We start from the raw sequence: 14,104 nt of genomic DNA, 5'->3' as shown, positions 1-14,104 counted from the left end.
CTTTTGAAAGAGGCAGTGTTGTCCATCGAGATCGCCAACGAGTCCGGCGTCGCCGTCGACACCGACGCGGTGCTCGCCGTAGCCCGCCACGCCCTCGACGAGATGGGTGTCAACCCGCTCGCCGAGCTGTCCGTGCTGCTCGTCGACGTCGACTACATGACCGAGCTCAACCACCGGTGGATGGGCGGCGACGGCCCCACCGACGTGCTCGCCTTCCCCATGGACGAGGGCAGTGTCGACCACGGGCCGGGCGAGGTCAGCGGCACCGAGCCGGCGCTGCTCGGCGACATCGTGCTGTGCCCCGAGGTCGCGGCCAAGCAGGCGACGACCGCCGGCCACACGGCGGCCGACGAGCTGCACCTGCTCACCGTGCACGGGGTTCTCCACCTCCTGGGCTACGACCACGCGGAGCCCGACGAGGAGCGGGAGATGTTCGAGCTGCAGTCGCGGCTCCTGACGGGCTGGCGGGCGGCGCGGGCGCGGTGATCCACTTAGCCGCCTCCGCCCAAGCGATCCAACCGGGGCTGCCGGACATCCAGCTCCTCCTGATCGCCGCGGGGCTGGTGGTCCTGGGCGGGTTCTTCGCGATGACGGACGCCGCGCTCGGCGCGGTCTCCCCGGCCCGGGCCGGAGAGCTGGCCCGGGAGGGCGTGCGTGGTGCGCGCACCCTCCAGATCGTCGCCGCCGACGCCGTGCGCCACATCAACCTGCTGCTGCTCCTGCGGCTGCTCTGCGAGCTGACCGCCACCACCCTGGCCGCGCTGGTCGCCGTCGACACCTGGGGTGCCGGTTGGCGGGCGGCACTGGTCACCGCCAGCGCGATGACCGTGGTCAGCTTCGTCGTGGTCGGCGTCGCGCCGCGCACCATCGGCCGGCAGAACGCGTACGCCGTCGGTCGGGCCACCGCGCCCCTGGTGCGCTGGCTGGGCCGGGCGCTCAACCCGCTCGCCTCGCTGCTGATCCTGATCGGCAACGCGGTGACGCCGGGGCGCGGCTTCCGGGAAGGCCCGTTCGCCACCCAGGTCGAGCTGCGGGAGCTGGTCGACCTGGCGGAGCAGCGCGGCGTCGTGGAGAGCGGCGAGCGCCAGATGATCCACTCGGTGTTCGCGCTCGGCGACACCATCGCCCGTGAGGTGATGGTCCCGCGCACGGACATGGTCTGGATAGAGGGCACCAAGACGCTGAGCCAGGCGCTGGCGCTGTTCCTGCGCTCCGGCTTCTCGCGCATCCCGGTGATCGGCGAGAACGTCGACGACGTGCTCGGCATCCTCTATCTCAAGGACGTCATCCGGCGGCTGGACGGCGAGGACGAGCAGGAGGTGCCGGTCGCCGACGTGATGCGCGACGCCACCTTCGTGCCCGAGTCCAAGCCGGTCGACGACCTGCTCTCCGAGATGCAGGCGGCGCGTACCCACCTCGTCGTCGTGGTCGACGAGTACGGCGGCACCGCCGGCCTGGTCACCATCGAGGACATCCTCGAAGAGATCGTCGGCGAGATCACCGACGAGTACGACAACGAGCGCCCCCCGATCGAGCACCTCGAGGACGGCGCGGTGCGGGTCGCGGCCCGCGTGCCGGTCGAGGACCTCAGCGAGCTCTTCGACGTCGACCTGCCCACCGACGAGGTGGAGACGGTCGGTGGCCTGCTCGCCCAGGCGCTCGGCCGGGTGCCGATCCCGGGCGCCGAGGCGACCGTCGACGGACTCCACATGGTGGCCGAGGGCGTCGTCGGCCGCCGCAACAGGATCGATACCGTACTGGTCCGGCGGGCCCACCAGGACCCGGACGGAGCCAGCGATGACAGTGACGAGAGGCAACACGCGGATGTTTGAGTCGCCCGACCTCGGGCCACCCGCCCACCTCGACGCCGAGGACACCAAGCTCGTCACGCTGGCGCGTGGTGCCCGGGCGCGGGCCGGTGCGGTGGAGGGCGCCGCGGTGCGCGACCAGGACGGCCGCACGTACGCGGCGGCAACCGTCGCCCTGCCCTCGCTGACGATGACGGCGCTCCAGCTCGCGGTGGCCTCGGCGGCCGCCGCCGGCGCGACCAAGCTCGAGGCGGCCGCGGTGGTCACCGAGGCCAGCACGCTCGACGGCGCCGGCCACGCCGTGGTCCGCGACCTCTCCGCCGACGCGCCGATCCACCTGGCCGCCCCGGACGGCACCGTGCTCGGCACGGTCGGCGCATGAGCGCGGCCTATCGTGCCGGTTTCGGGTGCTTCGTCGGGCGGCCCAACGCCGGCAAGTCCACGCTGACCAACGCGATCGTCGGGCAGAAGATCGCGATCACGTCGAGCAAGCCGCAGACCACCCGGCACGTCATCCGGGCCGTCCTGCACCGGCCCGACTCCCAGCTCGTCCTGGTGGACACCCCGGGGCTCCACCGGCCGCGGACCCTGCTCGGCGAGCGGCTCAACGACCTCGTGCGGTCGACCTGGAGCGAGGTCGACGTGATCGGCCTGTGCATCCCGGCCAACGAGGAGGTCGGCCGCGGCGACCGCTTCATCACCGGCGAGCTGGCCGAGCTGAAGGCCACCGTGCTGGCCGTGGTCACCAAGACCGACCTGGTCGACAAGGCCACCCTGGCCAAGCAGCTGGTCGCGGTCGGCGAGCTGGCCGACTTCGCCGCGGTGGTGCCCGTCAGCGCCACCACCGGTGACCAGGTCGACACGCTGGTCGACGTGATGACCGGCTTCCTGCCGAAGTCGCCACAGCTCTACCCCGACGACATGATCACCGACGAGCCGGAGCAGATCCTCATCGCCGAGCTGGTCCGCGAGGCGGCCCTCGAAGGTGTGCGCGACGAGCTGCCGCACTCGATCGCGGTCGTGGTCGAGGAGATGTTCGACGAGGGCGACCTGACCAAGATCTACGCGGACGTCTACGTCGAGCGCCAGAGCCAGAAAGCTATCGTGATCGGGGCTCGGGCGAGCCGCCTCAAGGAGATCGGCATCCGCTCGCGCCAGGAGATCGAGGCACTCCTGGGTCGCCGGGTCTACCTCGACCTGCACGTCCGCGTCGCCAAGGAATGGCAGCGCGACCCCAAGCAGCTGCGCAAGCTGGGGTTCTGAGCTGGGAGGTTCGATGCGGCGGGTGCTGATCACCGGTGGCGCCGGCCGCATCGGCGGGTTGCTGAAGACCCGGCTGGCGGGCGACTACGCCGTGCGTTCGTTCGACGTGGCCGTCCAGGAGCCGATGCCGGGCGTCGAGGCCGTCCGGGGCGTGATCGGCGACCTGGACGCGCTGGTCGAGGCGTGCGCCGGCGTCGACGTGCTGATCCACCTGGCCGGCATCCCCGTCGAGGCGCTCTGGGAGGACCTGGTCCGGGTCAACCTCGACGGCACGCGCACCGTGCTGGAGGCGGCGCGGCTGGCCGGCGTACCCAAGGTGGTGTTGGCGTCCTCGATCCACGCTTCGGGGTTCCAGTCGCCGACCACGACCCCGCTGCCGGCGTCGTCGGCGCCCCGGCCGGACACCTACTACGGCTGGACCAAGGCGGCCATGGAGTCGCTCGGCAGCCTCTACAGCGACCGGTACGGGCTGACCGTGTTCGCGGTCCGGATCGGCGCCTTCCAGGAGACGCCGTGGTCGGAGGTGGACGTGCCGATCTGGCTGTCGCCCGACGACTGCGTGCGCCTGATGCGTGCGCTGGTGGACACCCCGGTCACCGGTTTCCGGGTGGTCTGGGGCGTGAGCGCCAACGCGACGGGCTGGCTGGAGCTCGACGCCGAGGTCGGCTACACGCCCGCCGACGACTCCGCGACCGTCGCCCACCTGGCCGCACCCAGTGACGCGGCCGCGCACGCCCACCTCGGCGGGGTGTTCTGCGCGGTCCCGCTCGGCAAGCCGTTCTGGTGATGTGGGATTGCTCACCGGCCCCTGAGGTTTGATGTTGAAAGAGCACAGGGTACGGCTTGACCCGATGCGGAACCGTTACATAGACCTGCTGCGCGCGGTGGCCATCGCCCGGGTCGTCGTCTACCACACCTCCGGCTGGACGCTGCTCTCGTTCGTACCCGCGATGTCGTTGATGTTCGCCCTCGGCGGCTCGCTGATGGCGTCCTCATTGGACAGAGCCGGGGTGCGTGCGGTCGGCCGCCGCCTCCGCCGCCTCCTTCCGTCGCTCTGGGTGGTGTCCGCGGTCTTCGTGCCCGCGATGTGGCTGACCGGCCTCGACGCGCACTGGAAGCTGCTGCTGTGGGTGGTGCCGCTGGCCGATCCGCCGGCCAACCACTGGGGCGCGCTGGCGCTGAGCACGATCTGGTACCTGCGCGACTACCTGTGGTTCGTGCTCGTCTCCCCGCTCGCGCTGTGGCTGTTCCGCCGCTCGCCGGTGCCCATGCTCGTCGCGCCGTACCTGCTGCTGGTCGTCTTCGAGCTCGGCCTGCTGACCGGCCCGCCGGTGCTGCGCGACTTCGGCCTCTACCTCGGCGCCTGGATGCTCGGTTTCGCACACCACGACGGCCTGCTGCGCCGCTGGTCGCGCCGGACGCTGTCGGTGGTCGCCGTGGTGCTCTGCGGCTTGGGCCTGGCCTGGATCCTCACCCATCCGGGCTTCCGGGGGTACGACCTCAACGACATCCCCATGGGCAACGCACTCTGGTCGGCGGGCGTGATCCTGGTGGCGCTCGGCTTCCTGCCCGCGACGGCCGACTGGATCACCCGCTGGGGCTGGTTCGACCGGCTCGTGACGCTGCTCAACTCGCGCGCGCTGACCATCTACCTGTGGCACATGCCGGGGGTCATCCTGGTCGCCGCGGTCGCGGCCCCGCTGGGCTACGAGGGCCTTCAGGTGGACCGGGCGGCGGTCCGGCTGGCCTTCGTCGTGCTGCTGGTGGCGGTCGCGGTGGCGGCGTTCGGCTGGGTCGAGGACCTGGCCGCGCGGCGCCGCCCGGTGCTGCTGCCCGGCGCCCGCCGCCGGCCCCCGATGCCGATCCCGGTGTCGCCGGCGCCCGTCGGGGCCTCGACCGCTCCGGACCGGCCTGTCCTGGTCTGGCGCTGGGACCAGGCCGGCGCGCCGGCCCAGCTCGAGGAGCGCCGGCACGTCGCGGTGGTCTCCCGGTGGACCTCGGCGTCCGGTCCGCACGTCTGACGAATTGCCGGCTAGCAGGGATGCCGGCCTACCTACGGCGGGGTCATGGTGGTGGGGTGAACCTGCGGTGCCTCATCGTCGACGACAGCGAGCGGTTCGTCCGGTCCGCCCGGCGCCTGCTGGAGCGCGAGGGCGCCGTCGTGACGACCGCTTCGAGCTCGGCCGAGGCGCTGGCGGCGGCCGCCGCGCTCGAGGTCGACGTCTCGCTGGTCGACGTCCAGCTCGGCGCTGAGAGCGGCGCCCGGCTCGCCGACGAGCTGGCCGCCCAGGGCCTGGGCGGTCGGATCCTGCTCATCTCGACGCGCGGCGCCGACGACCTGGCGGACCTGGTGGCCGGTTCCGCGGCGGTCGGGTTCGTCCCGAAGTCGGACCTGTCGGTGGCCGCGATCCGTGCTCAGGCCTGGAGGTAGCGGACCACGGCCAGCACCCGCCGGTGGTCGGCCTCGGTCTCCGGCAGCTCGAGCTTGGTCAGGATGCTGCGGACGTGCTTCTCCACGGTCCCCTCGGCCAGCCAGAGCCGCTGTGCGATGCCGGCGTTGGACCGGCCCTCGGCCATCAGCGCGAGCACCTCGCGCTCGCGGGGGCTCAGCGGCGCCAACGGGTCGACCCGGCGGCGCGTGTTGACCAGCTCACGGACCAGGTCGGGGTCGACGACCGAGCCGCCGGCGGCCACCCGCTGCACCGCCTCGACGAAGCTCGCCACGTCGGTCACCCGGTTCTTGAGCAGGTAGCCGACGCCGCCCTCGGCGCTGAGCAGCTGGAGGGCGTGCTCGACGGCGACGTGCGCCGACAGCACGAGAACGCCGGTGCCGGGGTGCCGGGCGCGGATCGTCTCGGCCGCGGTCAGCCCGGCGGTGCGGTCGGGCGGCATGCGTACGTCGAGGATGGCGATGTCGGGTTTGGTCTCGGCCACGAGCCCGACGGCGCCGGGTCCGTCGCCCGCGGTGCCGGCCACCTCGATGCCGGCCCGCTCCAACAGCCCGGCCAGCCCCTCCCGGAGCAGCACGTCGTCGTCGGCGAGCACCGCCCGGATCACCATCGTCGCCCCTGTCATCGGCCGCCTGCAGGCCGCACCATGGTACGCGTGCGAATGGGGCTGCTAGGACGTGTGCTCGTCGGGGCCGGCGTGCCCACGCTGGTCGCGGCGGCCGCGTTCGTGACGATGCTCGGCTCGATCTCCGCCGTGCGCGACGCGCAGGGCCGCGTCGCCAACTCCCAGGAGGCGGTGATCGCGGCCGAAGGGCTCTCCCGCGCGGTCGGCGACGTCGCGCTGGTCCAACGCGGCCGCTTGCTCGGCGTCGCGGACAGCGCGTCGGCCGAGCTCGCCGCCGCCGACCGGGTCCGTGCGCAGGCGTCCGCGCTGGCCGACCTCGACCTCGCGGGTGCGGGGGAGCAGAGCCGGGTCGCCGACCTGACGGCCGCGGCCGACGCTTATCTCCGCCGCTCCCAACGCGGCGCCGACCCCGCCGCGGTGCTGCTGGCCGCCGTCGACCACCGGCTCGACGCGTTCCTGGCCCAGGAGCGGGTGGTCGCGGCCGAGCAGGAGCGATCAGCCTCGGCAGCGACCACCCGCGCCGTCACGGCCGCCGGCATCGGGCTCGCCGCGTCACTGGTCGCGGTGGTGCTGGTCGGCATCTACCTGACCCGCACCGTCTCGCTGCCGATCCGCCGCGCCGGCGCGGTGGCGGGACGCTTCGCCGGGGGAGACCTCGACGCCCGGCTCCGCGTGACCGGCGTGGGCGAGGTCGGCGACCTGCAACGGGCACTCAACGCGATGGCCGCGGGGCTGGCGTCGACCCGCGCGGAGCTGACGGCGTCGCGCGCCCGCATCGTCGCCGCCGACTTCCGGGTGCGCCGGTCGATCGAGCGTGACCTGCACGACGGCCTCCAGCAGCGGTTGGTGGCGCTGGCGCTGGACCTGCGCGCGCTCAGCGCGGACGCGCCGTCGTCGCTGCGACCGCAGGTCGACGAGGTGACGACGGGCCTGGTCGAGGCGACAGAGGAGTTGCGGGACTTCGTGCATGGCATCCAGCCGGCGGCTTTGACCGAGAGCGGCCTGGGCGCGGCGCTGCGGACGCTGGCTCGCCGCGCGGCGCTGCCGGTCGAGGTGGGTGGTGACCTGGCCGACCGGCTGCCTGCCGACGTCGAGTCGGCGGCCTATTACTTCGTCTCGGAAGCCTTGACCAACGCGACGAAGCACGCCTCGGCGTCCTATGTGGAGGTCTCCGTTGCGGCTGCCGACGGGATGCTGGACGTGGTGGTCCGCGACGACGGCGTCGGCGGCGCCTCCCCTGCCGCCGGCACCGGCCTGGTCGGGCTGGCGGACCGGATCGAGGCGCTCGGCGGGCGTTTCACGCTGGTCAGTCCGCCGGGCGAGGGCACGACGCTGACGGCCACGATGCCCAGCCAGCCGGGTGGGGCGGTTACCGGCTAGCCGGTAGCACGGATGGCGGCTGGCATCGAAGCGTCGCGGGACCCTTGCGCGGCACGCTCATCTCATGACGACGCTCTCGCACCCCATCGCCTTCACCGCCCGCCGCCACCTGCCATCGTGGGCCCGAATCCTGCTGGGCGGCGGCGCCCTATGGCTGGCCACGGTGGTCATCACCTTCGTGACGGGCAACGTCAACCTGGTGCCAACCATCATCCTGGTAGGCGCGTTCCTGGTCCCGGTCGCCTTCGTAGCGTGGGCCTTCAACCGCGCGGACGCTCTGCTCACCCCATCAAAGATCTTCACCGCCTTCCTGTACGGCGGAGTCCTGGGCGTCCTGGGCGCCTCGGTCCTCGAGGCGGCCTTCGTCCACAACACGTCGATGCTCGGCTTTCTGGGCGTGGGCCTCATCGAGGAGGGCGTCAAGCTGGCGGTGCTGTTCCTGATGGCCCGCGGTTTGGGCCGCTGGACGATGCGCGACGGCCTGGTCCTGGGAGCGACGGTGGGCTTCGGCTTCGCGGCTTTCGAGAGCGCCGGGTACGCGTTCCAGGCGCTCTTCAACGGCCAACAGGGCTTGTCCCTACTGGGCGTGGTCCAGACCGAGCTGTTACGCGGCATCCTGACCCCGTTCGGCCATGGCCTGTGGACCGCGATCGCGGGAGCGGCCCTGTTCGCGGTGGCCGCCCGCCGGGGCAAGGCAACCCTGTGGGCGCGTCCGGTGGTACTTGCCTACCTGGTGGTGACGGCACTGCATGCCCTGTGGGACGCGTCGGGCCTGGCCGCGGCGTGGCTAACCCTGCACCTGACGGGCACGCCACAGCAGTGGGCACAGGCGCGCCAAGGGATCGCGATCGCGGCAACCCCGACCCAACTCCACCTGGACGCGATCCTGAGTCTGGCCCTCCCAGCCGCGGACGCGCTGGTCGGTGTGGCCCTGGTGATCGTCCTGGCCGCCCGAGTCCCGCGCGAGGAAAGGACCATGTTCTGACCGGCTTTGCTCTGCACCCAGATACGCACCACCCTCGTCCCTAGGGTGGTGCGTATCTGGGTGCAGAGCAAAGCCAGTCGTGTCAACTAAAGCGAAAGTGGACTTTAAGTGCCTAGCGCTTACTGCGCACCGAGCGCTACATTCGCGCCAGGCCGCGATGGAGGTGACTCCGCTGAATGTCGATCTTGTTTCCGGTTCTTTCATCTGGGATGAGGCCGGTGGCAACCAGGACAGTGCGTGGACAATTTCCCACATCCTTGGCCGAGGTGATTTCGCCATCGTCTACCAGGCCGAACGCGACGGCCAGCAGGCAGCGATCAAGCTCACCTCCAGGGGCGGCAGCCCGGAGCAACGGGCGCAGATAGAGCGCGACGCTCTCAAGCAATTGCGACACCCAGCCATCCCAAGGGTTCTCGACGAAGGCACCTGGCAGAACAGCGACTTTTTCGCGATGTCACTGGCGCGGGGTGAGACGCTTCAGGCCAGGGTGACGCGGAAGCTGGTCGACGGCGAGCTGCACGGCGACATCACGACGCTCCGGATCCTCTCGCGCCTGCTGGACGCCCTCGCCCACGTGCACGCCCAAGACCTGGTCCATCGCGACATCAAGGACGCGAATCTCGTCTACGACGAGACGACTGGTAACGTCGGCTTGCTCGACTTCGGCTTCTGCCAGAAAAGCGGCGTCGCCGGCATCCGCACAGCGGACTCGTTCTGGCGCGTGGGGGCAGCGCGGTTCAGCCCGTTGGCGAAACTCCACGACTCTAGCCTGTCCCATCCGGCCCATGATGTGTTCGCGATGGGCGTCATCGGCTACCGCTTGCTGACCGGCGAATATCCGTGGAGCGTCAGCGAGAACGAGGGGCTGGAAGCCCTGAGGCAGCGACATAAGGATCAGCCGCTCGTCTCCGTCCTCGACCGCAACTCGTTCGTCGCTCCCGAGCTTTCCGGCTTCATCAGCCATCTCTTGGCCCGGCACGACGACCAGCGTCCGTCGGCTGCCACGGCGGCTCAGAAGGCGCGGAAAATACTCGACGATCTCACCGCACGACGTGCGGCCGGAGGACGGATCGCCCGTGGACGCCCGTGGGAGAGCCGGCCGCACGTCCTGCGCGATCCCATCCACGGCGACATCCGGCTGAGCGAGCACGAGTACAAGATTCTGAATACGAAAGAGATGCAGCGGCTGCGGTGGATCCGGCAACTCGGCCTCACCTCCCTGGTGTTCCACGGCGCCGAACACTCCCGGCTGTCCCACTCCATCGGTTGCGTCTTCGTGGTCGAGAAGATGCTCTCCACCATGGAAGACGCGGTCGGCGTCCGGATCGACCCGGAGCTGAGGTCGGTGGCGCGACTCTTCGCGCTGGTCCACGACGTCCCGCACATCGCGTTCGGTCATACGCTGGAAGACGAGTTCGGCATCTGGCCTCGGCACGACGCCAACATGAACCGCTTCGAGCGGCTGCTGCTCGCCCCGACGTCGCAGCTCGGCGAGCGGCTGAGAGCCGACGCGGTCGGCCGGGCGGTTCTCGACCTGATGAATCCGGAGCAGCAGGACAAGCCACCTGAGATCGAGGAACTCGTCTCGGGCGCGACCGGCGCCGACGTGCTCGACTATGTCGATCGCGACGCCGAGTTCTGCGGGCTCAACCACCGAATCGACACCGCCATCTACCGTCAGCTCCGGATCGAGTCGTTCTTGAAGCTCGAAGACCAGCACCTGGTCTCCAACATCGCCGGCAAGTACGGCGTGCGCGTTGACCGCGAACTCGCCGTCGAGTCGGTCCTCCAGCAGCGGTACGCGATGTTCCTCAAGGTCTACTCGCATTCGGCGAAGCTGGCGTCTTCGTGCCTGCTCGCTCGCGCCGTCTACGACGCCTCACGACAGGAAGATCCCCTTAAGGAGGACACCGTCGAGTGGCTCGGTGACGAAGGCCTGCTTCGTCATTTGCGCGATTTCCCCAGCGGGACCCAGGCGCACAAGTGTGCGAGCCTCATACTGGAGCGCAGCATCCCGCGCGGCGTTTACCGTGCAAAACTGCTGTCACGTGGTGCGAACACGGGCCTCACGTACGGTCAAATGCTGGATTGGGTGCGCGACAACAAATACGCCACCCCAGAGGGGAGACTGCGACTCGAGGCGGAGATCGGCCGGCGGGCCGAGTTCGATCCTGAGCGGATATTCGTCTACTGCCCGGCCAAGGCCCCGGGTTATCAGACGATCGAGCACTGGGTGATGCAGCGGAAGAACCACCTCGAACCCTGGGCACGCGAGAGTGGTATAACCGCGAGCCATCTGGATCTCTGGCAATTCTGGACCTTCGTGCGCGGTGGCACGGAAGAGGAGCGACGGCGCGTCGCCAACGTCTCGCAAGCGATCGTCCGACGGCCAAATACGATTGAGGACTACCGGCCGGACGCGTCGGCCTGAGGAGGACGTAGCGATGTCTGGCGACATGGTTGAGCAGGCCATCATCGCCGTCGGCGGCTACGGTTCCCGGCTTGGCGACATGACGGGCGGCAGACCGAAGTCGCTCATTGAGGTGCACGGCCAGCCGATCATCTACTGGACCTTGCGGGCACTCGGCGCGGCCGAAGTCCGCCGCATCCTCCTCGTGTGCGACCGGGTCGAGTTCACGGCCAGCATCGAGAGGGTGGCGGCGTCCATCGCGAAGCTTTTCGACTCCATCGATGTGATCGTCGACCACGGATACGGCGTGCACGGCATCCCTGTGCATATCGCCGACCGCCTCGAGTCGCGGTTCTTCTTCGAGGCCGGCAACAGTCTGCTTCCGCATCTGCACTATCGCCAAATGTCGGCCCGACACAAGCCGGGTCACTGGGTGATGTCGAGCTTTGTGCCGCGCAGTGACAACCCGACTCGCTATCCCTTGGTGGTGCCGGTAGAGTCGCGCACCGCGAGACCGCGGGTCGCCGCGCTGCCGTACCTGTTGGAGCCGGACTACTGCGCTGACATCCAGGCCGTCGGCTTCAGGGTTTGGCGTGCGATTGAGCGCCGGCAGTCCCAGCAGCGGATCGAGTTCGTCGACTCTCCGTTCGTCCCGGAGTTCGACCTGCCCGAAGAGCTTGGTGACGTCCGGTCCCTCGCCCGCTCCATTCTTGGCTCGTCCGCTGGTCAGCGTTTCGAGAAGGACTGAGAGGAGTGGGCATGGTCGCGGCAGTGCCCAGATACCTGGTGAGTCGGCCGGAAGTCATCTGCGGTCTTCCGTTCGCGATCGTGCGGTGCGGTTATCTCTTCATCGGCGACCAGGTGAGCGTTGGGGTGGAGCGGCGCACCGCGCTCGACCAAGACGGGCAGCCGTTCGGCGAAGGTATGGAAAGCCTGGTGGTCGTCGGGTCGCACGCGACGCGCATCGAGTTGTCGACGGAGGCGGCCGTGCAGATGTTCCTGACGGCGCGCGCCAAGACCTTCCGCATCGAGTACCGGCCGTTGACGATCTCGATGCCGTGGGTGCTCTGGGTCTACAAATTCGCCAACACGGGCCTGGTCATCGCCGAGTCGCAGCTCGAACCCGGCGGCCGAATGGCCGAGACACCAGAGTGGTGCGACGACGACGTCACCGACGATCCGCGGTTCAGTGACGCGCAGCTGGCACTGAACCCCTATTCACCGGCGGCGTTGGCCTGAGTTCAGCATCCAGGCCGCCGGCCAGGAGGACACGACGCCCTCCCAGCCGAAGACCTCGATCCCCACGAAGCCGGCGTAGGCCGCGAGGTCCGGCGCCAAGGACGACAGGTTGAGCTCTCCTTCGCCGAGAGGGAGGTGTGCGCGCCCTTTTGGTATGCCGTCGTGCAGGTGGATGTTGCTGATCACTGGACCATGGTCTCGGAAGAACGCCCGTGGGTCGATACCGCTCTGCAACGCGTGGCCGACGTCCAAGGTGAACCGCAGGTCCGGGACCCGGGCCAGCAGAGCCGTGAAGTCGGCGGGCTCGACCACCGGCTCGTAGGTCACGCCGTGCCGCACGGCCATGTTCTCGATGGTCATGATGGGTCCGTCGGTAATCGCCGCGCCTAGGCGGACCAGGCTCTCAGCGAGACGATCGTGTGCCTCGGTTCGGTCCGTTCTGAAGAATGCCGCTCCGGAATGCATCGTGATCAATTCCGCACCCAGATCGCACGCGACACTGTGGGCGCGCGACAGGCACATCTCGCTGGCCAGGCGCAATTCCTTGGCCGGGCCGACGAGCGAGAGGCCCACGAACGGTGCGTGGACGACGACGCGCATACCACTGAGGAGCTTGGCGAGCTTGCTGACCTGTGCCGGAGTTCCTGGAACCCATTCCAGCCAGACCTCCACGTGACCGATCCGGTCGAGGTCGGCGGAGCCGGCGAGCGCCTCAGCGACTGGCGCAGGATCGTCATCGACGACGTTGAGGAAAAAGCCTTGAGACCACAATTGCTTTCCCGCCATTCCGGTCCGCACCGGGCAACGTTGTCGACACAGTGTAGCGTCACGACTCCGCCGCGCAGCCTACTGGGAAAGGCCGATGCCTAGACTCGATGAGGCTGCCACAATGGCGCTCAGAGCGCGACGACCGCGACCGTGGATTCGGTGAGGCTGCCCAGGTAGAGGTGGCCCTCGTGTTCTCGGACGCCCGTCACCATGTGGTAGTCCGTGCCCTCGCGTTGTAGGTCCGCCACCACCGTGCCTGTCGCGTCCACCGCCTGCACCCAGATCGTTCGGGCCGGCGCCGGTTGCAGCGCCAGCGGTAGCGCCCACACCACCTTGCGCAGCGCCGGTGGGCGGGGGAGCAGCCGGTCCAGCCGCGGGTTGCGCGGCGTGGCCAGGGCGATCCAGATGCGGCCGTCGGTGCCCGTCGACAGGTTGTCCGGGAAGCCCGGCAGGTTGTCGACCAGGATGTCGTGCTCGCCCGCCCGCGGACCCGTCAGCCACACCCGGCTGATCCGGTACGCGCCCGTCTCCGCCACCGCCACGAAGGACTCGTCGGCCGCCAGCGCCACCCCGTTCGCGAACTGCAAGCCGTCGAGGACCACTGAGACGGAGCCGGACGGGTCGCGGCGGAGCAGGCGGCCCGTGCCCGTGTGCTCCAGGATGTCCGCCCGCCAGTGGGCCAGGTCGTGTCGCTGCGAGGAGTCGCTGAACCAGATCGTGCCGTCGCGGGCCACCGCGGCGTTGTCGCACAGTCGGTAACCGGACGACAGCACCTCGACGGCGCCACCCGCCGGAGCGACGCGCAGGACGCCCCGGTACGCGTCGCTGACCACCAGGTCGCCGTTCGGGTCGACCTCGATCCCGAGCGGTCGCCCGCCGGTCGTCGCGACCATCGACGGTGGGCCGCCGGCCAGCGGCAGACGCAGGATCCGGCCGTCGGCCACGCCCGTGTAGAGGTGGCCGTCCGGGTGGATCACCACGTCCTCCGGCCCTGCGGCGCCGACCGGCCAGAACAACGGCTCCGGCATCGGTGGGTCGCTGGCCGACAGGCGCGCCCGCGGCGGCGAAACAGGTGGCTGCCAGACGACCGGCTCAATCCGGGGACGCATGGCCAAGACACTAACCCATATCGATCTTCACAGAACCCGCCGAGACGTACCCGGAAAACAAGGACCA

General features: G+C 69.9%; 15 protein-coding genes. 12 read left to right on the top strand and 3 right to left on the bottom strand.

The window, feature by feature from the left end; genetic code table 11:
- Window positions 1-18 precede the first annotated feature (18 nt).
- The 7 genes from ybeY to AB0J88_RS24200 all read left to right on the top strand — a co-directional run bounded on the left by ybeY (window position 19) and on the right by AB0J88_RS24200 (window position 5,502).
- On the top strand, window positions 19-486 hold the full coding sequence (gene ybeY / locus AB0J88_RS24230) for an rRNA maturation RNase YbeY (protein WP_364358039.1): 468 nt from the start codon (window positions 19-21) through the stop codon (window positions 484-486).
- Window positions 486-1,832 carry a hemolysin family protein gene (locus tag AB0J88_RS24225; RefSeq protein WP_364358419.1) on the top strand — a complete coding sequence of 449 codons (1,347 nt, stop codon included), beginning with the start codon at window positions 486-488 and terminating at the stop codon, window positions 1,830-1,832. The genes ybeY and AB0J88_RS24225 overlap by 1 nt, the downstream gene beginning before the upstream one ends.
- On the top strand, window positions 1,825-2,190 hold the full coding sequence (locus tag AB0J88_RS24220; RefSeq protein ID WP_364358416.1) for a cytidine deaminase: 366 nt from the start codon (window positions 1,825-1,827) through the stop codon (window positions 2,188-2,190). Before AB0J88_RS24225 ends, AB0J88_RS24220 begins: the two co-directional genes overlap by 8 nt.
- On the top strand, window positions 2,187-3,071 hold the full coding sequence (gene era, locus AB0J88_RS24215; RefSeq protein WP_364358036.1) for a GTPase Era: 885 nt from the start codon (window positions 2,187-2,189) through the stop codon (window positions 3,069-3,071). The genes AB0J88_RS24220 and era overlap by 4 nt, the downstream gene beginning before the upstream one ends.
- Before the next feature lie 13 nt (window positions 3,072-3,084).
- The gene (locus AB0J88_RS24210; protein WP_364358033.1) at window positions 3,085-3,858 is read left to right on the top strand and encodes an NAD(P)-dependent oxidoreductase; all 774 of its coding nucleotides are present in this window, start codon (window positions 3,085-3,087) and stop codon (window positions 3,856-3,858) included.
- 64 nt (window positions 3,859-3,922) lie between these two features.
- Entirely contained in the window at window positions 3,923-5,092 is a 1,170-nt protein-coding gene (locus tag AB0J88_RS24205; protein ID WP_364358030.1) for an acyltransferase, read from the top strand.
- Window positions 5,093-5,148: 56 nt separating this feature from the next.
- The gene (locus AB0J88_RS24200; RefSeq protein ID WP_364358027.1) at window positions 5,149-5,502 is read left to right on the top strand and encodes a response regulator; all 354 of its coding nucleotides are present in this window, start codon (window positions 5,149-5,151) and stop codon (window positions 5,500-5,502) included.
- Here the strand turns inward: AB0J88_RS24200 and AB0J88_RS24195 are convergent.
- The gene (locus tag AB0J88_RS24195; RefSeq protein ID WP_364358413.1) at window positions 5,487-6,125 is read right to left on the bottom strand and encodes a response regulator transcription factor; all 639 of its coding nucleotides are present in this window, start codon (window positions 6,123-6,125) and stop codon (window positions 5,487-5,489) included. The genes AB0J88_RS24200 and AB0J88_RS24195 overlap by 16 nt on opposite strands.
- Window positions 6,126-6,182: 57 nt before the next feature.
- Here AB0J88_RS24195 and AB0J88_RS24190 point away from each other — a divergent pair, with 57 nt between their 5' ends.
- The 5 genes from AB0J88_RS24190 to AB0J88_RS24170 all read left to right on the top strand — a co-directional run bounded on the left by AB0J88_RS24190 (window position 6,183) and on the right by AB0J88_RS24170 (window position 12,160).
- Complete coding sequence (locus tag AB0J88_RS24190; RefSeq protein WP_364358410.1) at window positions 6,183-7,526, top strand: histidine kinase; 1,344 nt, start codon at window positions 6,183-6,185, stop codon at window positions 7,524-7,526.
- Between the two features lie 64 nt (window positions 7,527-7,590).
- On the top strand, window positions 7,591-8,511 hold the full coding sequence (locus tag AB0J88_RS24185) for a PrsW family glutamic-type intramembrane protease (RefSeq protein WP_364358024.1): 921 nt from the start codon (window positions 7,591-7,593) through the stop codon (window positions 8,509-8,511).
- Between the two features lie 157 nt (window positions 8,512-8,668).
- Window positions 8,669-10,942 carry a protein kinase gene (locus AB0J88_RS24180; protein ID WP_364358021.1) on the top strand — a complete coding sequence of 758 codons (2,274 nt, stop codon included), beginning with the start codon at window positions 8,669-8,671 and terminating at the stop codon, window positions 10,940-10,942.
- Window positions 10,943-10,955: 13 nt separating this feature from the next.
- Window positions 10,956-11,669 carry an NTP transferase domain-containing protein gene (locus AB0J88_RS24175; protein ID WP_364358018.1) on the top strand — a complete coding sequence of 238 codons (714 nt, stop codon included), beginning with the start codon at window positions 10,956-10,958 and terminating at the stop codon, window positions 11,667-11,669.
- An 11-nt stretch (window positions 11,670-11,680) separates the two neighbouring features.
- A complete protein-coding gene (locus tag AB0J88_RS24170) occupies window positions 11,681-12,160 on the top strand; it encodes a hypothetical protein (protein WP_364358015.1) in 480 nt (159 codons plus the stop codon).
- Here AB0J88_RS24170 and AB0J88_RS24165 read toward each other — a convergent pair.
- Window positions 12,140-12,958, bottom strand: a complete 819-nt coding sequence (locus AB0J88_RS24165; RefSeq protein ID WP_364358012.1) for a sugar phosphate isomerase/epimerase family protein — start codon at window positions 12,956-12,958, stop codon at window positions 12,140-12,142. The genes AB0J88_RS24170 and AB0J88_RS24165 overlap by 21 nt on opposite strands.
- A 98-nt stretch (window positions 12,959-13,056) precedes the next feature.
- The gene (locus AB0J88_RS24160) at window positions 13,057-14,037 is read right to left on the bottom strand and encodes an SMP-30/gluconolactonase/LRE family protein (RefSeq protein WP_364358009.1); all 981 of its coding nucleotides are present in this window, start codon (window positions 14,035-14,037) and stop codon (window positions 13,057-13,059) included.
- Between the last annotated feature and the right edge of the window lie 67 nt (window positions 14,038-14,104).

This window comes from Asanoa sp. NPDC049475, assembly GCF_040676915.1.
Taxonomy (GTDB): domain Bacteria; phylum Actinomycetota; class Actinomycetes; order Mycobacteriales; family Micromonosporaceae; genus Asanoa.
This window is presented reverse-complemented; position numbering and strand designations above follow the sequence as displayed.